General features: G+C 61.9%; 18 protein-coding genes. 9 read left to right on the forward strand and 9 right to left on the reverse strand.

Translation table 11 applies throughout. From position 1 onward, the window contains the following. Positions 1 to 56: 56 nt before the first annotated feature. Positions 57 to 848 (reverse strand): IclR family transcriptional regulator, encoded by a 792-nt coding sequence (locus PYR65_RS18175; protein WP_276118989.1) that lies wholly within the window; start codon positions 846 to 848, stop codon positions 57 to 59. A gap of 195 nt (positions 849 to 1,043) precedes the next feature. Here PYR65_RS18175 and PYR65_RS18180 point away from each other — a divergent pair, with 195 nt between their 5' ends. The 5 genes from PYR65_RS18180 to PYR65_RS18200 all read left to right on the forward strand — a co-directional run bounded on the left by PYR65_RS18180 (position 1,044) and on the right by PYR65_RS18200 (position 5,136). Beyond that, complete coding sequence (locus PYR65_RS18180) at positions 1,044 to 1,814, forward strand: SDR family NAD(P)-dependent oxidoreductase (protein WP_276118990.1); 771 nt, start codon at positions 1,044 to 1,046, stop codon at positions 1,812 to 1,814. Then, the gene (locus tag PYR65_RS18185; protein WP_276118991.1) at positions 1,814 to 2,731 is read left to right on the forward strand and encodes a 2-dehydro-3-deoxygalactonokinase; all 918 of its coding nucleotides are present in this window, start codon (positions 1,814 to 1,816) and stop codon (positions 2,729 to 2,731) included. Before PYR65_RS18180 ends, PYR65_RS18185 begins: the two co-directional genes overlap by 1 nt. A gap of 25 nt (positions 2,732 to 2,756) precedes the next feature. Further along, positions 2,757 to 3,395 carry a 2-dehydro-3-deoxy-6-phosphogalactonate aldolase gene (locus PYR65_RS18190; protein ID WP_276118992.1) on the forward strand — a complete coding sequence of 213 codons (639 nt, stop codon included), beginning with the start codon at positions 2,757 to 2,759 and terminating at the stop codon, positions 3,393 to 3,395. Further along, complete coding sequence (locus PYR65_RS18195; protein WP_276118993.1) at positions 3,392 to 4,276, forward strand: SMP-30/gluconolactonase/LRE family protein; 885 nt, start codon at positions 3,392 to 3,394, stop codon at positions 4,274 to 4,276. The genes PYR65_RS18190 and PYR65_RS18195 overlap by 4 nt, the downstream gene beginning before the upstream one ends. Before the next feature lie 254 nt (positions 4,277 to 4,530). After that, positions 4,531 to 5,136: a PRC-barrel domain-containing protein gene (locus PYR65_RS18200; protein ID WP_060636514.1), complete on the forward strand. Its 606-nt coding sequence runs from the start codon at positions 4,531 to 4,533 to the stop codon at positions 5,134 to 5,136. A gap of 84 nt (positions 5,137 to 5,220) precedes the next feature. On the opposite strand, the gene PYR65_RS18205 is transcribed toward PYR65_RS18200, so the two are convergent. Continuing rightward, positions 5,221 to 7,269, reverse strand: coding sequence for an NADH:flavin oxidoreductase (locus PYR65_RS18205; RefSeq protein ID WP_276118994.1), 2,049 nt, complete (start codon positions 7,267 to 7,269; stop codon positions 5,221 to 5,223). Between the two features lie 216 nt (positions 7,270 to 7,485). Continuing rightward, on the reverse strand, positions 7,486 to 9,039 hold the full coding sequence (locus PYR65_RS18210) for a trimethylamine methyltransferase family protein (protein WP_060636516.1): 1,554 nt from the start codon (positions 9,037 to 9,039) through the stop codon (positions 7,486 to 7,488). 90 nt (positions 9,040 to 9,129) lie between these two features. Between PYR65_RS18210 and PYR65_RS18215 the strand changes: the two genes are divergently transcribed. Continuing rightward, positions 9,130 to 10,053, forward strand: a complete 924-nt coding sequence (locus PYR65_RS18215; protein ID WP_276118995.1) for a LysR substrate-binding domain-containing protein — start codon at positions 9,130 to 9,132, stop codon at positions 10,051 to 10,053. A gap of 36 nt (positions 10,054 to 10,089) precedes the next feature. Here the strand turns inward: PYR65_RS18215 and PYR65_RS18220 are convergent, their stop codons facing one another. Together PYR65_RS18220 and PYR65_RS18225 are read right to left on the reverse strand one after the other, a co-directional pair. Further along, a complete protein-coding gene (locus PYR65_RS18220) occupies positions 10,090 to 11,451 on the reverse strand; it encodes a putative bifunctional diguanylate cyclase/phosphodiesterase (protein ID WP_276118996.1) in 1,362 nt (453 codons plus the stop codon). A 193-nt stretch (positions 11,452 to 11,644) separates the two neighbouring features. Then, entirely contained in the window at positions 11,645 to 13,381 is a 1,737-nt protein-coding gene (locus PYR65_RS18225) for a response regulator (RefSeq protein WP_276118997.1), read from the reverse strand. Between the two features lie 280 nt (positions 13,382 to 13,661). On the opposite strand from PYR65_RS18225, the gene mutL reads away from it, so the two are divergent. Further along, positions 13,662 to 15,560: a DNA mismatch repair endonuclease MutL gene (gene mutL, locus PYR65_RS18230; protein WP_276118998.1), complete on the forward strand. Its 1,899-nt coding sequence runs from the start codon at positions 13,662 to 13,664 to the stop codon at positions 15,558 to 15,560. A 162-nt stretch (positions 15,561 to 15,722) separates the two neighbouring features. Continuing rightward, the gene (locus tag PYR65_RS18235; RefSeq protein WP_060636542.1) at positions 15,723 to 15,947 is read left to right on the forward strand and encodes a DUF2093 domain-containing protein; all 225 of its coding nucleotides are present in this window, start codon (positions 15,723 to 15,725) and stop codon (positions 15,945 to 15,947) included. Between the two features lie 252 nt (positions 15,948 to 16,199). Here PYR65_RS18235 and lpxK read toward each other — a convergent pair whose 3' ends face one another. Next, a complete protein-coding gene (gene lpxK, locus PYR65_RS18240) occupies positions 16,200 to 17,237 on the reverse strand; it encodes a tetraacyldisaccharide 4'-kinase (protein WP_276118999.1) in 1,038 nt (345 codons plus the stop codon). 322 nt (positions 17,238 to 17,559) lie between these two features. Between lpxK and PYR65_RS18245 the strand changes: the two genes are divergently transcribed. Continuing rightward, on the forward strand, positions 17,560 to 18,642 hold the full coding sequence (locus tag PYR65_RS18245) for a flagellin N-terminal helical domain-containing protein (RefSeq protein ID WP_276119000.1): 1,083 nt from the start codon (positions 17,560 to 17,562) through the stop codon (positions 18,640 to 18,642). A gap of 15 nt (positions 18,643 to 18,657) precedes the next feature. On the opposite strand, the gene PYR65_RS18250 is transcribed toward PYR65_RS18245, so the two are convergent. The 3 genes from PYR65_RS18250 to PYR65_RS18260 all read right to left on the reverse strand — a co-directional run bounded on the left by PYR65_RS18250 (position 18,658) and on the right by PYR65_RS18260 (position 21,038). Further along, positions 18,658 to 19,365: an HAD family hydrolase gene (locus tag PYR65_RS18250; protein WP_276119001.1), complete on the reverse strand. Its 708-nt coding sequence runs from the start codon at positions 19,363 to 19,365 to the stop codon at positions 18,658 to 18,660. Positions 19,366 to 19,387: 22 nt separating this feature from the next. Continuing rightward, a complete protein-coding gene (gene waaA, locus PYR65_RS18255; RefSeq protein ID WP_276119002.1) occupies positions 19,388 to 20,701 on the reverse strand; it encodes a lipid IV(A) 3-deoxy-D-manno-octulosonic acid transferase in 1,314 nt (437 codons plus the stop codon). A 100-nt stretch (positions 20,702 to 20,801) separates the two neighbouring features. Further along, positions 20,802 to 21,038: a DUF4170 domain-containing protein gene (locus PYR65_RS18260; RefSeq protein WP_060636222.1), complete on the reverse strand. Its 237-nt coding sequence runs from the start codon at positions 21,036 to 21,038 to the stop codon at positions 20,802 to 20,804.

Here is a 21,038-nt window from a genome sequence, read left to right on the forward strand (position 1 = left end):
CGTTTTTCCTACGTCCAGTCGATAAACCTAATTAACTGTCCAGGCATCACCAAAGTCTAACGGCCAGGCCCGAGACGGATTTCGGCGTCTTCACTGATCGCCATCGCCACCTGCCGCACCGTCCCTGCCCAGCTTTCCAGCTGCTCCATCGTCACCCGATAGGCCGGCCCCGTCACCGAGATCCCGGCGACAAGATCGAACCCGGCATCATGGATGGGAGCGGCAACACAGCGGATGTCCGTTTCATGTTCCTCACGATCAAAGGCATATCCCCGCAAGCGAGCCTCGTCCAGATCACGCGTTAAAGACGCCACGGAAAGATGTGTATTGCCGGTGAAACGGTGGAATGTCAGCTTGGCCAGCGTATCGGCGAGCTTGGCCTGCGGCAAGACCGACAGCGCCGCTTTGCCAAGGCCGGTACAATAGACCGGCGAGGCATTGCCGATCTGCGATTCCATCCGCACCGTCTGGCGGCTTTCGACCTTGTCGACATAGATGATTTCGGTGCCGCGCAGGACGCCCAGATGAACCGTCTCGCCGGTTTCTTCGTGCAGCCGGCGCAAATGCGGGGCGGCCACGGCGCGGAACTGGTTTTTCGACCAGGAGCGGTAGGCAAATTTCAGCAGGCGCAGACCGGGCTCGTAGCAGAGATCGCGGCCTTGAGTCAGCAGGCCCTCCTCGACCAGATGGGAAAGCTGCCTATGCAACGTACCGCGCGGCTGGCCCGTCAGAGCCAGGATATCGCTGAAACGCAGCGGCCGGTCGGATGTCACGACCGTTTCGAGCACGGAAACAACCTTGCCCAGCGTGCCTGTGCCGCTATTGTGCGCAGACGCAGGCAAAGACATATCAGGTTGATCCCGTTCCATCTTAATGTCCATTGGCCGCATGCGGATTTGCCCAGCGCATAGGCTCCGATCTTGACAAGCCGGTAGCAGCAGCGCGATAATTCCAAATAGTAAGAGTCAGTTCCGTATAATGGAACAACAAAAAAAGAAAAGCAAGCCGGCGCCGGTCGCTTGCATCCGGGAGACGACACCATCATGGCCTTGCCAGCCGCGCAATTTCACGACCTCAAAGGGCGTGGCGTCCTCGTTACCGGCGGCGGATCGGGGATTGGCGCTGCCCTCGTCGAGGGCTTTGCGCTCCAGGGCGCACGCGTTGCTTTCATCGATATTGCCAAAGCCGAGAGCCGGGCGCTGGTTGAACGGCTCGCTCCGCATGCCGAGCATGCCCCGGTTTTCATTCAGGCAGACCTGCGCGACATTGCGGCGATCAAGTCCGCCGTCGACCAGGCTGCAGGCAGGGTCGGTTCTCTCAGCATCCTCATCAACAATGCCGCGCGCGACGACCGGCAGCCGCTGGAAGAGGTGACCGAAGCGAGCTGGGACGAAAGCCAGGCCGTCAATCTGCGGCATGTGTTCTTCACCTGCCAGGCGGCGGCCCCGCATATGCGGCGGGCCGGTGGCGGCTCGATCATCAATTTCTCCTCGATCGCCTTCATGCTCAATATGGGAGAAATCCCGGCTTATGCGACGGCCAAGGCCGGCATCATCGGGCTGACCAAATCGCTTGCCGGCAAGCTTGGACCGGACAATATCCGCGTCAACGCGGTTCTGCCGGGCATGGTCGTTACCGAGCGGCAGAAGAAGCTGTGGATCAGCGATGCCGCGATTGCCGGCATGATCGAAAAACAATGCCTGAAACACATGCTCGTCGCAGACGACATGGTTGGCCCCTGTCTCTATCTCGCCTCCAATTGTTCGGCGCGGATGACGGCACAGGCCATGATCATCGACGGAGGAGTATTTTAATGACGGCAGCATCCTATGCGGCGGTAGACTGGGGGACCTCGAGCTTCCGTCTGTGGATCGTCAGCGAAAGCGGCGCGGTTCTTGCCGAGCGCCGCAGCGGCGAAGGCATGACGACCGCCGCAAAGTCCGGTTTTTCCGCCATTCTCGAATCCCATCTTTCCGCCGTTTCGGCGCCTGCGCATCTGCCGGTGATCGTCTGCGGCATGGCGGGCGCCCGCCAGGGCTGGGTCGAGGCAGGCTATCTCGATACGCCGGCACCGCTTAGCGCCATCGTCAAGGCTGCCGTGACCGTGCCCGACGCCAACCGCGATATCCGCATCCTGCCCGGCCTTGCGCAGCGTAGCGAGGAGGCGCCCGACGTGATCCGCGGCGAGGAAACCCAGCTTCTGGGCGCGATAGCGCAGCTCGGCGGCGGCAGTCATCTCGTGTGCATGCCGGGCACGCACAGCAAATGGGTGCGCGTCACCGGCGGCATCGTCGATGGCTTTTCCACCTTCATGACCGGCGAACTGTTCGACGTTATTTCCAAGCATTCGATCCTCAGTCATGCCGTTGCCGATGCCACGCCTTTCGATAGCGGCGATCCCGTATTCCTCAAGGCCGTGGCCAAGGCTGCGAAAAACCCGGCGCTTGCCACCAATCTCGTCTTTACGGTGCGCAGCGGCCAGCTGCTGCACGGACTGCCGCCCGAGGCCGCCAAGGCGCGGCTTTCGGGAACATTGATCGGCCTTGAAATTGCCGGTGCGCTGACGACGGCCAAGCCCGGAAGCAGCGTTTGTCTTGTGGCGTCCGGGGCGCTTGCCGGTCTCTACCAATCGGCCCTGTCGGCGCTCGACCTCACCCCAACGGCCATCGATGCCGATGAAGCCGTCCGCCACGGCCTTGCCGCTGCAGCCAACGCCATCTGGCCTGCCTGAAGCCCCATTTGAAGAAAGAATGATCATGAGCCGCATCCCTTTTCCACCGATGAAATATCCGCTGATCGCCATCCTGCGCGGGCTGAAGCCCGAGGAGACGCAGGGCGTCGTCGGCGCGCTGATCGAAGCGGGTTTTACCGCCATCGAAATCCCGCTCAATTCGCCGGATCCGTTCCGCTCGATCGAGATTGCCGTGAAGATGGCGCCGGCCGGCTGCCTGATTGGCGCAGGTACGGTCCTGACCACGCAGCAGGTCGAAACACTCGACAGCGCCGGCGGCAAGCTGATGGTGAGCCCGAATGTGGAGCCTGCGGTAATCTCGCTGGCGGCCGCGCGCGGCATGGTGACCATGCCGGGCGTTCTCACCCCGACCGAAGCACTGGCCGCCGCCCATGCGGGTGCCACCGGCCTTAAGTTCTTCCCCGCCAGCGTGCTTGGCCCGGCCGGCATCGCCGCCATCCGGACCATCCTGCCCACGGACCTCGAAATCGCAGCCGTCGGCGGCGTCTCCGACACCAATTTCGGCGACTATGCCAAGATCGGCATCAAGAGCTTCGGTTTGGGCTCCAGCCTGTACAAGGCCGGCATGAGTGCTGCCGATGTCGCGGAGCGGGCGCGGGTCACTATCAAAGCCTATGATGCAGTCTATGGAGCCGGAGCATGAGCGAGACCATTCCCTTTTCCGGCAAAGTGCTGAGCGACCTGCCGCTGGAACTCGGCGAAGGCCCGACCTTCGATCCGGCGACCGGCACCGCCTGGTGGTTCAACATCAAGGGCCGCGAGCTGCACGAGCTGCATCTGGAAACCGGCCGCAAGACCCTGCATGCCTTACCCTTCATGGGCAGCGTGCTCGCCGTCATCGATCCTAAGCGCCAGTTGATCGCGTCCGATCGCGGCCTGTTCATCCGTGACACCATAAGCGGCGAGCTGACGGCCTATGCGGCGCTGGAAAGCAATCCCGGCAACCGCTCCAACGACGGCCGCGTGCATCCGTCCGGCAGCCTTTGGGTCAGCACCATGGGCCGCAAGGCCGAGAAGGAAGCGGGCGCCATCTATCATGTGGCCAAGGGTGCGGTAACGCGCATCTATGGTGGCATCAGCATTCCCAACGGCATCTGCTTTTCGCCGGATGGCACGACCGGCTATTTCGTCGATTCCGCCATCAACCACATCATGCGCGTCGATCTCGACCCGAAGACCGGCCTGCCGGGCGGCGAGGCAACCGTGTTCAGCGACCAGAGCGGCAATCCCGGCGATGTCGATGGTTCGGTCTGCGACGCCGACGGCCGCATCTGGAACGCGCGCTGGGGCCAGGGGGCCGTCGACGTCTACACGCCCGAAGGCACCCACATCGCCCGCCACGCGGTCCCCGCCAGCCAGTCGAGCTGCCCCGCCTTCATCGGCGCCAAGGCTGACCGGCTTCTGGTAACGTCAGCCTGGCAGGACATGGATGACGCAGCCCGAAAGGCTGACGCGAAGGCCGGCCAGACATTCGAACTTGGCGTTACCGTCAACGGGCGTTTTGAACCGGCTTACACGCTCTGACAGAACGGGAGAGTACAACCTGGCACGGCTTTCGACTTTGCCAGAAGAAAGATGAGAACCGGGCGCAAAGCCCGGTTTTCTCGTCTTTGCCCTTCATCCCGATAAAAAACTTTGGAAAAAGTTCCCTTCCAAATTGCAAATCTTTTTTCGGAACCACTCCAGGCCTGCCACGTTCTGTCTGCATCACCGGTGCGGCGGCAAGGATTTGAACCCCGCGCTTTGATCGACAAAAAGAACGAAATGGCAGGTTTACAATGACCCATAAACTCGTAGCTTCCGTCGCCGCAGGTGCACTCTTTGCAGGCGTTACCGTATTTGCCCCGATGAGCTTTGCTCAGGAGGCAACCCAGCCAGCGGCGCAGCCGCCAGCCATGGAAACGCCGATGACCGGCGAGCAGCCGGCTGACGCCATGAAGCCGGCAGACCAGGCAGCCACCACTGCCCCCGCTTCCGGTTCCGGTTACCTGACCGAACAGGGCGCTGACCAGATCGCTGCCAGCACCTATATCGGCCAGTCCGTCTACAACGCTTCGGATGAGAGCATCGGCGAGATCAATGATGTAATCTTCACCAAGGATGGCTCGGTCGAAGCGGCCGTGATCGGCGTCGGCGGCTTCCTCGGCATCGGCGAAAAGAACGTCGCCGTTCCGCTCGACACCATCACCGTTGCGGAAGTCCCGAATTCCGACGACCTGAAGCTGACCACGGCTGAAACTTCCGATACGCTTAAGGCAGCGCCGGAATTCAAAACCAAGTCGCAGCAGGTGGCCGAACAGAACGCCAATGCTCCGGTCGATTCGACAACCACATCGGCAACCGACCCGGCGACCCCGGCAACGGAAGTCAAGCCGGCCCAGTAATGACCGGCTGACCAGCAATGGTCTAGATGATGAGATTAGGGCGCTACCGCGAGGTGGCGCCTTTTTCCATGCTCGCAGTTTTTGTCAAAACAACACCCCATAGCGCAGCGCGTCATAGATACCCGCATGGATATTGCGGCTGGCGACAGCGTCACCGATCCGGAACAGGTCGAATTTTCCGTCCGGATTGCGCGTCTGGATGGGGTTTTGCTGGTTAATCAGGGCTCTGTAATCAACCGCACCCAGATTGCGCGACAGCGGTTTCAGCTCGAGGTAGAGCTCGGCCATCGGCAGCGTCCCGTGCTCGACGACGACCTGGGCCACGCGGCGCTCCACCGAGGCCTTGTCCGAATAGTCGGAGCCGAGAACCGCCACCAGTTGATTGCCCTCGCGGCGAACCGATTTCAGCCGGGTGTTGATGGTCACGCGAACATTCTTTTCTGCGAAGGCCTTGGCATAAGGTACGTGATTCATGCCGCCGATTTCCGGGGCAAACATGCGTTCCGGCGAGACGATCTCCAGTTCGGCACCGGTGGCGGCGATCATTTCCGCCGCCGTCATGCCGGTATGGGCGCCATTGTCGTCATAGAGCAGAACCGGACCTTCCGGCTTGATGGCGCCGGCAATGATGTCCCAGCTCGACACGACCAGATCGTCGCCTGCATCCAGCAACGGGTTCTGGGCGATGCCACCGGTGGCGATGACGACCAGATCGGGGTTTCGCTCGAGAATATCGGCGGCCTCGGCAAAGACGTTGTAGTGGATGGGAACACCGAGGCGCTCCAGCTCGGACAGCCGCCAGTCGACGATGCCGATCATTTCCTTGCGGCGCGGATTGCGCGCGGCCAACAGGATTTGCCCACCGGCCTCACCGGTCGCCTCCAGCACCTCGACCGTATGGCCGCGTTCGGCCAGCACCCGGGCTGCCTCCAGGCCCGCCGGTCCGGCGCCGACGACGACCGCCTTGCGGATCGCGCCGGTGGTCTTCGAAATCACATGCGGGATGGTTGCTTCCCGGCCTGTCGCCGCGTTGTGAATACATAGCGCCCCGCCGCCTTCATAGATACGGTCGAGACAGTAGGTAGCACCGACGCAGGGGCGGATCTGGTTTTCGCGGCCCTCGATGATCTTCCGGACGATATGCGGATCGGCAATATGGGCGCGCGTCATGCCGACCATATCGAGCTTGCCCTCGGCGATCGCATGGCGCGCGGTGGCGACATCGGCGATGCGGGCAGCGTGGAAAACCGGAAACTTCGTGGCCGCGCGGACATCGCCGGCAAAGTCCAGATGCGGCGATGCCGCCATGCCCTGGATCGGGATGACATTGGTCAGATGCGCGTCGTGATCGATATGGCCGCGAATGATGTTGAGGAAATCGACCTTGCCGGACCCGGCCAGCCGCTTGGCGATCCCCACGCCTTCTTCCCTGGAGAGACCGATATCCCACTGCTCATCGGCCACCATGCGGATACCGACGATGAAATCCGGGCCGACGGCCTTGCGCACGGCATCGAGCACCATATCGGAAAAGCGCATGCGATTGTCGAGCGAGCCGCCAAATTCATCGTCGCGGTGGTTGGTCGCGGGCGACCAGAAGCCGTCCATCAGATGGCCGTAGGCCTCGAATTCGATTCCATCCAGCCCGGCCGCCTGCATGCGCTGTGCGGCACTGGCATAATCATCGACGATACGCTCGATATCCCAGTCCTCGATCTCTTTTGGAAAGGCGCGATGGGCGGCCTCGCGCACCGGCGACGGCGACAGCACCGGCAGCCAGTCGCCCTTGTTCCAGCCGGTGCGGCGGCCCAGATGGGTAAGCTGGATCATCACGGCAGCGCCGTGCTCATGACAGTCGTCGGCGATCTTCTTCAGCCAGGGCACGATCTCGTCGGAATAGGCATAAAGATTGCCGAAGGCAGGCGGCGAATCCTGCGACACGATCGCCGACCCCGCCGTCATCGTCAGCGCGATGCCGCCCGTGGCCTTTTCGAGATGGTAGAGCCGGTAGCGGTCCTTCGGCATGCCATCTTCGGAATAGGCCGGTTCATGCGATGTCGACATGATCCGGTTTTTCAGCGTCAGGTGTTTGAGTTGATAGGGTTGGAGGAGCGGGTCTTTTGAAAGGGTCATGATAAGGCTCGGGTTTCAAATTCAATCATTGCAACACCCCTCACCAACTCCGGCCAAGGGCTCGTAAACTCGCCCGGCCTGCGTATCCTCTCCCGCAAGGGGAGAGGAAGACCCGCGGTGGGCGCCTCCGCTCTACCTCTCCCCTTGCGGGAGAGGATAGCAAGCCCGCACGAAGCGAAGCTGAGTGCATGGGCGCGCTTGGTGAGGGGTACCCCCTCAATACCACGCATCCGCCATGCTGTTCTTGCGTCGTGTCATATATTCCGCCAGAGCGTCATCGATTGCCACGTCCAGGGGCGGCGCTTCGTATTCGGCCAGCGTCTTTTTCCAGCGCCGGTTGGCGCGCGTGGCCATGTCGGTCGAGCCGCCCTCCTCGCTCCACTTCTCAAAGGGCTCGTTGTCCGACAGGGCGGAATCCCAGAAGGCCGTCTGGTAGTTGCGCATCGTGTGGTCGCAGCCGAGAAAATGGCTGCCGGGCCCGACCTGCAGGAAGGCGTCCATGGCGAGCGTATTGTCATCCACCACGACACCGGCAAGATAGGAATGCAGCGCGCCGCAGAAATCGGTGTCCATCACGAACTTCTCATAGGACATGGCAAGCAGCCCATCGAGGAAACCTGCCGAATGCAGGATGAAATTGGCGCCGCAATGCACGGCCGACAACATCGACATGACGCCTTCCTGCATGGCCTGCCCATCCGGCAGTTTTGAATTGGAGAAATTGCCGGCGCAGCGCAAGGGCAGTTTCAGCCGCCGGGCGAGTTGGCCGATGACCATGGAGCCGATGGCCGGTTCCGGCGTGCCGAAGGTCGGCGAGCCCGAGCGCAGCGACATCGAGGAGAGGAAATTGCCGAAAATCACCGGCGCGCCCTTGCGTTCCAGCTGCGTCAGCGCACAGCCCGCCAGCGTCTCGGCATAGGACTGGGCGATGGCCCCGGCATTGGTAACGGGACCCATGGCGCCGCCCAGAATGAAGGGCACGATCACCGCCGCCTGGTTGGCGCGGGCATAGGCGCGCAGCGATTTCGTCATCGTGCCGTCCCAGACGAGCGGCGAGTTGACGTTGACATTGCCAAGGATGACACAGTTGCGATCGACGAAATCGCGCCCGAAGACGATCCGCGCCATATCGATGGAATCTTCCGCGCGGTCCTCCTGCGTGATCGAGCCCATGAAGGCGCGGTCGGAATATTTGATGTGGCTGTAGACCATGTCGAGATGGCGCTTGTTGACGGGAATATCGACCGGCTCGCAGATCGTACCGCCGGAATGATGCAGCCACGGGCTCGACTGGGCCAGCTTGATGAAGTTGCGGAAATCCTCCAGCGTGCCATAGCGGCGGCCCTTGTCGAGGTCCATGACGAAGGGCGAACCATAGGCCGGGGCAAAGACGACGTTCTTGCCGCCGATCTCGACATTATGGGCGGGATTGCGGGCATGCTGGGTAAACTGGGCGGGCGCGCTCGAGACGATCTCGTTCAGCATGCCCGGCTCGAAGCGGACGAGCACACCGTCCACCTTTGCCCCTGCCCGCTTCCAATGCTCCAGCGAGACCGGGTCGTCGCGAAACTCGATACCGACTTCGGACAGGATGCGGTCGGCAACGCGCTCGATCTTTTGAAGGTTTTCTTCGCTGAGAATGTCATAGGTCGGGATGTTGCGGGCGATGTAGGGAATGCCCACGATCCTGGCGGAATTGTCGCGCCGCGCTGAGCGGGCCGGGCGTGCGCGTCTTGCCGGTTCGACGTCGGTATCCACAAGCGTTTCCATGATAGGCCTCCCTTTTGTCATTCCGAGGCTAATCGTGAAAAAGGCCAATGTAACGCTGGAAAAATTGGAGACATGATATAAGCTCACCTTATGGAAACCCTGCGCCGCCTGCTTCCCTCCGCCTCCAGCCTGATCGTCTTTGAGGCAGCCGGGCGGCATCAGAATTTCACCCGTGCTGCCAATGAGCTGGCGATGACGCAGGCCGCCGTCTCCTATGCCATTCGCGGGCTGGAAGAGCAGCTTGGCGTGCCCTTGTTTCACCGGGTCCACCGCGCTGTGCAATTGACCGAAGCGGGCGAAAAATTCCATGCGGACGTGTCGCTTGGCCTGTCGCGCATCCAGAAATCGGCCGAGGACATTCGCGCCAAGCGCCGCGAGACCAATGTGACGCTCGCCGCCTCGACCGCCTTTGCCTCCATGTGGATGCTGCCGCGGCTGACCAAACTGCGCGAGGACCTGCCGGAGATCGACCTGCGCATCCAGACCAGCGTGCGCGATCTGGATCTGGAGGAAGAGCCGATCCCGCTTGCCATTCGCGGCGGCGGCGATCCGGTCAACTGGCCGCGTTACCATACCGCGCTTCTGGCGCCGGAAGTGATCTGCGCGGTGGCGTCGCCCGCCTTCGTCGAGGCAAACGGCATGCCGCAGCGGCCGGCGGACCTGCTGAAACATCCGCTGATCCATCTGGAGGAACCGGTCAGGCAGGCCTATAGCTGGCAGGAGTGGTTTTCGAGCGCCGGTGTGCCCTATCCCGCCAAGGCGCGGCGGCTGACATTGAACGATTATGTCCTGGTCATCCAGGCCGTGCTGGCCGGCGAAGGCATCGCACTCGGCTGGAACCACCTCATCGAACGGCAGGTCCGCTCGGGCGCGCTCGTTCCCGTCGGCAATCATGTGCTGAAGACCGATCTCGCCTTCTACGTCGTCTGGCCGCGCTCGCGCGAGCTCAACCAGCAGGCAGGCCGGGTGCGCGACTGGCTTCTGGAAGAAGGCCGCCGGGAACGGGAGAGCTAGTGCCTCGTACGATCCATGAGGCTCTAAACGGTCGGATCAGACAGCGACGGACAGGGCCGGTCCGTTGTCATGATATTTTTCGGCAAGATAGCGCAGCGTCGTGACGGAATCGGCGGGCTTGCCGTAGAAATAGCCCTGCCCCATGCCGCAGCCGAGACCTTTCAGCTTCAGCGCCTCGGAGAAATCCTCGATGCCTTCGGCAACGACTTCGAGATTGAGGCCGTCGCACATGGCGATGATCGCCTTGACGATATGCTCGGATGCACGGTCGGCGGAGATGCGCGACACGAAGGCGCGATCGACCTTGACCTTGTCGAAGGAGAAATCGCGCAGGCGGCCAAGGCTGGATTGCCCGGTGCCGAAATCATCGAGCGAAATGCGCACGCCGGCGGCGCGCAGTTCGGTGACGATCCGCTGGGCCACATCCGCATCGGTCATCACGGCGGTTTCTGTAATTTCGAGCTCCAGCCGGCGCGGATCAAGCCCGGCACGCTGGATGATCGATAGGACGTTGGTGGCCGTCATCGGGTCCATCAGCTGGGCCGACGACAGGTTGAACGACAGGAACAATTCCTTCGGCCAGAGCAGCGCCGTTTCCGCCGCCTTGCGCAAAAGCGTCTCGGACAGAGAATCGATAAAGCCGCGTTCTTCAGCAAGCGGCACGAAGACGGCGGGAGAGACATAGCCGAGGTCCGGATCGCACCAGCGGGCCAGCGCTTCAAAGCCCACGACCATTTCCGTCTTTAAATTGACGATCGGCTGGAAATGGACATCGACCTCATCGGCGATGATGGCGTTGCGCAGCGCCTGTTCCAGCTGCGTCGCCCGCTTCATCTCCTGGGCGATTTCCTGGGAATAGACGGTGATCTGGCCACGGCCGCGGCGTTTGGAACGGTAGAGCGCCGTATCGGCGCTTTTCAACAGATCCTCGAAGTCCTCGCCGGCGAAGGGATAGACGGCAAAGCCGAAGGAGGCCGAGAGGCGGACATTGCGCTCGCCGAGATCGAAAGGCGCCGACAGCACCTCTTTCAGCATGTGGCCGATCTTTTCGGCCGCCTTGCGCTCAAAGACCAGCGGCAGAACGAAGCCGAACTCGTCGCCACCGGCGCGAATGACGGTTGCGCCGTCCGGCACGCAGGCCAGCAGCCGGCTTGCCACCTGGCACAGGATTTCATCGCCGGCACTGGGGCCGAAGAGATCGTTGATCGGCTTGAACCCGTCGAGATTGGCAAGGCCGATGGTGAATGGCGCAGGATCGCTGGCGCGCTCGGCGGCGATTTCGCGCACCTTGTCACGCAGCTTGTAGGAATTGCCCAGCCCGGTCAGCGGATCGGTGTAGGCCATTGCATGCAGGTCATTCCGGCTGATGTGCTGAGACGGTGTTTCAGCAGACTTCATAAACGCATTCCCAGGATTGGATTCAAGCAGTGTCAGGAACAGACGATGGGCATGGAGGGTTAAGATTTCGAAAGCGTGCCTTCTGCTCTGTCTCCCTCTCTCACCCTAATTCTAGGGAGTTGACATCCATATGGTTCAAGCCTGTGCTTTTATTCGCGTTTTTCTCCGTTAATTGCTTGTTTTGATCAAACGGTCAGCCAACCATGCGTTCGGCTTTGATGTTGACGAACTTGCGGTAGACGGCTTCGATCATGTCCGGGCTGATCGGCTTGGTGATGTAATCGTCCATGCCGGCCTGCTTGCTGTGTTCGATATCGATATCGAGCGCCTGGGCCGTCACGGCGATGATCGGGGTCTGGAAAGACGCGTTCTTTTCGAGCGCCCGGATGGCACGCGTGGCGTCAAAACCATTCATCACCGGCATCGAGACATCCATCAGCACCAGGTTCGGCCGGTATTGCTGCCAGAGCTTGACGGCTTCCTCGCCATTGGCGGCGATGCGGTAGGATATGCCGATGCCTTCGAGGATCTGGGCAAAGACGAACTGGTTGATTTCGTTGTCTTCGGCGACCACCACTTCGACCTCCGGCATCGGACGGCCGGTGAGGGTTGCGTCCGGCACGATGATCTCCCAATCTGCGGGGCCATCTTCCTCCACCGAAGGCAGGGCGCCGACGCCGTTTTCGCAGAGCGTGAGAATTTCAGTGCGCAGTTCGACCGCTTTCCAATCCCTGGCGATCACCAGGGACGGAGAGATCGTCCAGCCTGCGACCGTTGCCAGCGCATCCGTCATCATGCCGTCGATCAGGAGGGCATCAAGGGTGACGCCACGCGCCGTGCACGCATCCTTGAAGGCTGCAAGCTCGATGGCGTTTCTGACCGCGCAGGCATCAAAACCCCAGCGGCGCAACTGTGGCACCAGGTTGATTTCAAGCGCTGCCGCTGCCGTCATCAAAAGGATTTTCTGCTTGCCCTTCATGTCGGGATCAATGATCGCGCCAGCTTCGACCAGATGCTGCATGTCGATCGACCGGAACGGGTCGTAGCAGTTCTGCGCCGGCACGAACGCGCTGTAGTCTCGCACCTCCAGCGGCGAGCGGCCGGAGGCGGCGTCATCCAGGCCGTTATAGCCGACGACCAGATCGGTCACGTCGTTCATGCAGGTGACCAGGAGATGTTTGCCGGGATCGCCGACGCGGAACTTGCGGGTGACGACCCACAGATCCTCTCCATCGGCCTGAACGATCTGCTCCGGCTGGCAATGGACATCGCCGCTGTCCAGCGTCTTGCGGTCGGAGCGTTCGAATTTTTCGGCGAGATCCGGCTCGAGCAGATCCCAGACGGAACGCCCGAGGATGGCATCGGGTGTCATGCCATGAATGGTGCAGAATGCCTTGTTGACGGCGATGTAGCTCAGATTGCGATCCTTGACGCAGATCGGATTGGGCAGGCAGTCGAGGATGCCCTCGGTCAGCTCGACGCGCTCCATATCGAGCTGCATCTGCTCTTCGCGTTTTTTCTGCTCGGAGACATCGTTGATCGCGACAATGCCGAGACCGCTCGACAGGCGGCGCTTGCGCACATTGATCCAGCGATGGCGGCCGATACGCTCGACAACGTCGAAGCGCTCGCGCCAGTGATGGGACAGATGCTCGGAAATCCACTCGTCGCGATTGGAATGGCGGCGGCTGGTCTCGGGCGCCGTGCCGCTGCGCACACCGGAATCGAAGATGGCGCCGAGAAAATCCTTCAGCCGGGTGCCGGCCTCCAGAAAATGCACTGGAATCGGATAGAATTGCAGAATGGGGCGGCTCGCAAACACAATCTCATCATTCTTGTCGCAGACAAGAATCGCCAAGCCGAGCGCGTCAGACGTCGCCTCAAGCACGGTTTTCTGGATGTTCGCGCCGAAAGACGCTACATCATTCATTGCACAGCCCTCTTAATAACCTTGGCGGCTTCTTTTTGCGGGACATGCTGACAACGCGCCGGTCAGGCCGTATCTGGGGGGCCGTTCCCGGGCGGACAGCTGCGCCACAGGCTCCAAATGACAAAACCTGTGCTCATTCAGGTCGTCGCCGAACGTCGCAGCTTTGTATTAAGGCCAGATTAAACCCGGCCGAATTTGTCTGGTCCCCACATCGCGACACAGCCGGGGATAGACCCCTTGGAACACTTTTCATGTGCCGCCGAATCCCGGACAATAGATCATGGCCATCAAGCAGCTCTCCGAAACCCTCATCAACCAGATCGCCGCCGGCGAGGTCATCGAAAGACCCGCGAGCGCCGCCAAGGAACTGATCGAAAACGCGCTCGATGCCGGCGCAACCCGCATCGAGATTGCCACCGCCGGCGGCGGCAAGACGCTGTTGCGGGTGACCGACAATGGCTGCGGCATGGGGCCTGATGATCTGGAGCTTGCCGTGCGGCGTCATTGCACCTCCAAGCTCTCCGACAATCTTCTTGATATCCGCACGCTCGGATTTCGCGGCGAGGCCCTGCCCTCCATCGGCTCTGTCGCGCGGCTGACGATCACCAGCCGGCCGGGCGGCGCGAGCCACGGCGCCGAGATCGGCGTTTTCGGCGGCAAGCTGCAGCCGGTCAGACCCGCCGCCGTCAACCAGGGCACCGTGGTCGAGGTGCGCGACCTGTTCTTTGCGACACCCGCCCGGCTCAACTTCATGAAGACCGAACGGGCCGAGGCGTCGGCGATCTCGGACGTGGTGCGGCGCATGGCGATCGCCTTTCCGGGCGTGCGTTTCGTGCTGTCGGGCTCTGACCGCACGACGCTGGAATTTGCCTCCACCGGCGACGACCGGCTGGCCCGCATCGCCCAGGTGCTGGGGCGCGATTTCCGCGACAACGCAATCGAGATCGATGCGGAGCGCGAGGGCGCGCGGCTGAGCGGCTTTGCCGGCGTACCGACCTTCAACCGCGGCAATTCGCTGCAGCAATATGCCTTCGTCAATGGCCGCCCCGTCCAGGACAAGCTGATCTGGTCTGCCCTGCGCGCCGCCTATGCCGAAACGATCCCGCAAGGGCGCTATCCGGTGGCGGTGCTGTCGCTGACGGTCGATCCGGACGTGGTCGATGTCAACGTGCATCCGGCAAAATCCGACGTGCGCTTCCGCGATCCGGGCCTGGTGCGCGGGCTGATCATCGGCGCGATCCGCCAGGCCCTGGCGCAGGATGGCGATAGGGCCTCGACAACCGGCGCCAGCGGCCTGATGCGGGCGTTCCGGACCGGGCAGCCGCAAAATGAGCAAGCCTGGCAGCACCGGCCTGAACAGCACCGGTCTGGACAGCACCGGCCGAACGCAAACTGGACGGCCGCCGCCTCCCCCTACCGGCCGATGGATTTCGGCTCAACGTCAAATGGTTTTACGTCAAATGGTTCGGGGTCAACCGGTTCCGGGTCAAACGGCTTTGCAGAACGTCCGCAAGCGGCCTTTGACGGGATAACGACGCCATCCGCCCGCGCGCCGATGGCCGAGATGGACCCGGCTGCAGCCCGGCAGCCCGACAAGGCGCATCCGCTTGGCGCGGCGCGTGCGCAGCTGCACGAAAACTATATCGTCGCCCAGACGGAAGACGGCCTCGTCATCGTCGATCAGCACGCAGCCCATGAACGGCTGGTCTTTGAGGAACTGCGCAAAGGGCTGAATTCGCGGCCGATCCCGGCACAGGCCCTGCTCATTCCCGAGATCGTCGATCTGCCGGAAGACGATTGCGACCGGTTGATCGGTCATTCCGCCGAATTTTCACGGCTTGGGCTCGGCATCGAGCGTTTTGGTCCCGGCGCCATCGCCATTCGCGAGACGCCCTCCATGCTCGGCGAGATGGATGCCGCCGGATTGGTGCGGCAGCTGGCCGACGAGCTGGCCGAATGGGACACGGCCAACGGTCTTGCCAGCCGGCTCGATTATCTCGCCGCCACCATGGCCTGCCACGGCTCCGTGCGCTCCGGGCGGCGGCTGCGGCCGGAAGAGATGAATGCGCTGTTGCGGCAGATGGAGGCAACGCCCGGTTCCGGCCAGTGCAACCACGGCCGGCCGACCTATATCGAGATCAAGCTTTCCGATATCGAACGGCTGTTTGGGCGCAGTTGAGCAAACGGGCCGTCAATTGCGCTGGAAATCCGTCGCTTGCCGCGCTAGAGAGCATGTTCAAAATAGATGACGCTGGAGCGCTTCTTCCCGATCGTGTCCATCGTGGATGCCTCGATAGCGTTTCTGAACGGCGGGCGAAAAATCATGCGGGGTCGCAGGACGATGAACAGATTTGAGGGCAATGGCAACCGGGAAGCCAAGATCCGCTATCTCGACGGCGACTTCCAGATCGTGCTGCCCGGATCGCATGTCATCTGCGCCATGACCGGCGCCATCATCCCGGTCGATGAACTGCGCTACTGGAGCGTCGCGCGCCAGGAACCCTATGCGGATGCGCAGGCGTCCTACGACGCCGACAAGCGCGCGGGCATCCTGCCGAACCAATAGGGTTTAGTTAAAGCGTGAACTAAGCGTCGACACCCCACTCTCCCTCATCCCCGCCCTTGTGGCGGGGATCCAGTGACCCGACGTCTGTCGGGTCAAAAGACCCTTTCAGCTCAAGGACTTGAGCTGGCTGGATCCCCACCACAAGGGCGGGGATGAGGGGAATTTGGCGATAGGCACAATTTCCCAAGTGACCTGCAGAGTTATCAGATAATACCTTGTCAGCAGTCTAAAGCCTCGTACGAGGCGCCACATCTATGCGGGCGACTTGCGCAGTTTGCGGGTGCGCGCGGCTTTCACCGCCGCATCGATGATCTTGCCGGGTGAGCCGGGGTCGTCGAAACGGACCTCCACCTCTATCACCCTGCTTTTTTCCATCAGCTCGCCGGCGCGGCCATGCTCGGGTTCCAGCCGCACCATGTCCTTGGCGGTGGTTACCAGCTGGTAGCCCTTGGCAGAGGCATGATCGAGCAGGTCGGCGATTTCGTCGCTGGAAAAATGGTGGTGATCGGGGAAGCTGCGGGTCTCGGCGATCACGGCGCCGGTCTCGCGGATCGTGCGGAAGAATTTCTCCGGATCGGCAATCCCCGCCCAGCCCAGAACCTCTACATTCTTCAGACCGCCATCATCCAGATGCTCGACATTGGCGGCATAGATCTGCTTGCCGGCGCGGGCGCAGCGGCGGATGAGAGCGTCGGCCCGATCACCGTTGCCGATCTTCAAGATTGCGGAGGCATAGCGGATCTGCTGGGGGATCGGCGCCCTGACCGGACCGGATGGGATGAGGAAGCCGTTGCCGATACCGCGGCGGCTGTCGATCACCAGAAGGGAAAAATCGAATGTCAGCCGGGCGCTCTGAAACCCATCATCCATGATGATGATATCGGCGCCTTCGGCCACCAGGCGGCGTGCGCCCTCGACGCGCTTGCGGCAGATGACGGCCAGGCCTTCGCGGGCAAGCAGCAGCGGCTCGTCGCCGACGTCGCGGGCGCGGTGATGGGTGGGATCGACCACGGTGGTGACATCGAGCGAGCCGCCATAGCCGCGGCTCAGAAAGCCGGGCTTCAAGCCGCGCCGGCGCGCAGCCCGTGCCAAGGCGATCGCGGTCGGGGTCTTGCCGGCGCCACCGACGGTGAAATTGCCGACGCAGATGACCGGAACCGGCACGGAAGCGCGGCGCGCATGATCCATGCGCGAGCCGGAAATACGTCCATAAATCCAAGAAAAAGGCCAGAGGCCATAGGCGCGCCAATCCGCCTTGGTCCACCAGAATGGCGGTGCATCAGAAACCATCAGTCCTTCCAGGCCTCCCCGCGCCGGCCGGTGTCTCCCGGTTTTCGCAACGTTGCGCGCGGCACATTTTTCGTCCTGCCGAAAACAATTTTTCCGCAGAAAAAACCGTCGCAGCCGGCGACACAAAACGTCAGATTGCCGGCAATTGCAAGCCGCGAGCGCGTCTGCAGGCGTCTTCTGCTACCGATGCGCCACCGCCAGACGTTACCGGAAGAGCCGTTGCACCCTCCGCGCTATACCGAGTATTAACCAGACTGCGGCACTCTCGGTTAACCAGATCTGGTGTCTTTCCGTTTTTTTGTTTTTCGTAGCGGACCTGAAAATGAACATAAGTTTCAACTCGGCGGCCACCGCCGCTTTGGCGGTTCTGCGCCATAATGACAGCACCCATGCCAAGATGCAGGATGTCATTACCACCGGCATGCGCATATCGGAAGCAGCCGACAATGCGGCCTACTGGTCGATCGCCACCGACATGCGCAACACCACCAAGGCCACGAGCACCGTCATCGACGCGCTGGAACTGGGGGCTGCCCTTGTCGATGTGTCCTATCAGGGGATGGAGGACCTCATTTCCATTACGTCGGAGATCAAGACCAAGATCATGGCGATGAAAGAACCGGGGGTGGACCGCTACAAGGTCAGCTCGGAAATCTACGAGCTGGAAAAACAGTTTCTGTCCACCACGCAGTCTTCGTCGTTCAACGGCCGCAACCTGCTGGCGCCGGGCGATCTGCATTATACCGAGAAAAGCTATGTCGATGGCAACGGCAAGACGCTGAACTATATCGAGATGAGCCCTCCCGACACCAATGTCGCCTTTGGCGGCATCGTTGCGAGCTATACCAAGGGCAAAGTCGGCATCATCAACATCTATGGCGACAGCAACCTCAACGTCTTCGGCCCGGCCACCTACAAGAATGCCGATGGCAGCACCTCGGCGCAGAACGGCCTGGCCGACACGCCACAGGCGGACGGCATGACCGGCGGCGTGCCGCATCCGGATCCGGCCAAGACCACCGCCTGGCTACCGGCCTTCAACGGCCGCACCCAGATCGGCATGGGCACCGACGATATGTTCAGCGCCTCGCATATGGGGGAAGTGCCCGACGATCTCGTCGAAACCGCCACCGATCTGCTGCTGAAGCGCTATGACGACATCCATTCGACCCTGACGGACCGGGCAGCGACGCTCGGATCGCTCAGCATGCGCATCGACATGCAGACGGATTTCAACAGGACGCTGACATCGACGATCCAGAAGGGCATCGGCCGGCTGGTGGATGCCGATATGAACGATGCCTCGACCAAGCTGAAAGCGGTGCAGGCACAGGTGCAGCTGGCCGTCCAGGCGCTGAACATTGCCAACAACGCGCCGTCACTGCTGATGCAGTTGTTCCGCTAAGGAACAGAGCGCGCGTTACACCAAAACCGTTTCAAGCTCGGTGATGTCGTTGAGGCAATGATCGGATGCGGCAGCCAGAGATTGCGGCGAGCCGGTGCCGGTGAGGACCGCAACCGTCAAGCCGGCGCCGGCGTTGCGGCCCATGTGCAGGTCGTGATTGTTGTCGCCGACGACCGCGATCTGGTGGGGCTCAAGCCCGGTCGCCGCGCAGAAACCGTGCACCATGCCGGGCTGCGGCTTGGTGCCGAAGCCGCTGTCATAGCCTGCGACATAATGAAGATAACCGTCGAAACCAAAGCGTTTTGCGGTTTCCCGGATCGAGCGTTCGTTGTCGCTGGAGGCAACGCCGAGGCGGTAGCCCTTGGCATGAAGGCCGGCAAAGAAGGTTGCAAGGTCGGTCACCGGCACCGCATAGGCGGCCGAATTGGAAAACAATCCATCGAGCTTCACCGTCAGCGCCTCGACCGTATAGGGGGCGCCGGCCGCGACCATGCCGGTGGCGATCTCGATCGTATTGCCTGCGGCCAGCAGGCTGTCGGGCGTGACATGGCCGGTATCGGGATCCATGCCGCCGGCCACCAGCAGGCGTCTTGCCAGAGCCGCATCGCCATTGGCCGCGATGCTGGCGACCTCGTAATTGACCGGAACCCAGCTTTTTACGTAATCGAGCAGCGTTCCGTCCTTGTCGAAGAGGATACCGGAAATGGTTCTGTCGGCCGTCATGAATATCTCACCGGAAAAAGTGTCAGTTATCGCCGCGTGGCTGCAGCCGTGCCTTCACTGTCAGCGGGTTGATATAGGGTTCAAGCCCCCGGATCGTCGCCGACAATGCTCCGCGCATTTCATGCACGGTTTCGAGCCCGGCATCGATCATCTTGCGACGCACTTCGTCGTTGACGAGAAGATAATTGACCCCCTTGGCCAGCATCTCGACATCACGGATGATCTTGGCGCTGCCGTTCTTGGCGAGCATCTGGTAGGTGTCGCGGAAATTCTGGACATTGCCGCCCGACAGGATGGCGCAGCCGAGCATGGCCGGCTCCAGCGGGTTCTGCCCGCCTTCGGCAAACAGCGAGCGGCCGACGAAGGCCACCTCGGTCAAACGCAGGTAGAGCCCCATCTCGCCAATGGTATCGCCCAGGAAAATATCGGTTTCCGGGGTGATCGGATCGTTGCGGGTGCGCCTGGCGACCGTCAGCCCCTTGGAGGTCAGCATCGTCTCGATCGCGTCGCAGCGCTCGGGATGGCGGGGCACGATCACGGTCAGGAGGCCGGTGCGCTCCTTGAGCGCACGGTGGACGATGCCTGCGGCATTTTCCTCGCCCTCGAAGGTGGAGATGGCAGCCCAGGTCTTGCGGTCGCGGATCTGCTGGCGGTAATGCTTCAGCGCGTGATTGTCATACGGCGGCGCATCGGTATCGACCTTCAGATTGCCGGAGACCATCACCGGCAGGGCGCCCAGCGTGCGGAAACGGTCGGCATCGGCCTCGGACTGCGCAATGACCAGCGCCAGGTTTTCAAACAGCGCGTCGGCAAGCCACAGGCGCTTTTTCCAGCGGCCGAAGGTGCGGTCCGACAGGCGGCCATTGACCAGAACCTGCGGAATATGACGGTTCCCGAGCTCCATCATCGTCATCGGCCAGATCTCCGATTCCGCGATGATCGCCAGATCCGGCTCCCAATAATCGAGAAAGCGGCTGACGGCCGGCTTGAAATCGAGCGGCACGTATTGATGGGTGACACGCGCGCCCAGCCGGTCGGCAACGATGCGGGCCGATGTCTTCGTGCCGGTGGTCAGCACCACCGAGATGCCCCGGCGCGAAACTTCATGGATCAGCGGAATGATGGCCGTCGTCTCGCCGACGCTGGCGGCATGGAACCACACCAGCGGCCCATGCGGACGCGGCGCGCTGGCATGGCCATAGCGCTCCTGGCGGCGGGCGCTGTCTTCCTTGCCCTTGGCGGCGCGGGCGGCCAGATAGCCCCAGACCAACGGGTAGACCGCCGTGCCGATCCAGCGATAGCTTGACAGAGCCAGCCGGGCGAGCATGCGGCTCATGGGGTCAGGTCCTGCGCACAGCAGCCAGCGCAAAAGCCGTCTGTAAAGGCGAAGGCAGCCTTCTCAGCCGCGCGGCCTGCCTGTCCGAAACGCCCTGGCATCAAGCCTGTTCCGGATCCAGAAGCCGGTGCATGTGGACGATGAAATAGCGCATATGCGCGTTATCGACGGTCAGCTGGGCCTTGGATTTCCATGCCGTCAGGGCCGTGTCGTAATCAGGGAAGATGCCGACGACATCGAGCTTTTCGAGATCGCGGAACTGGACGCCGGTGAGTGTCGTCAATTCACCGCCGAACACGAGGTGCAGCCGCTGTTTTACTTCCGAATTCTGAGCCAT

The organism is Pararhizobium qamdonense (assembly GCF_029277445.1).
In the GTDB taxonomy this organism is placed as follows: Bacteria; Pseudomonadota; Alphaproteobacteria; order Rhizobiales; family Rhizobiaceae; genus Pararhizobium; species Pararhizobium qamdonense.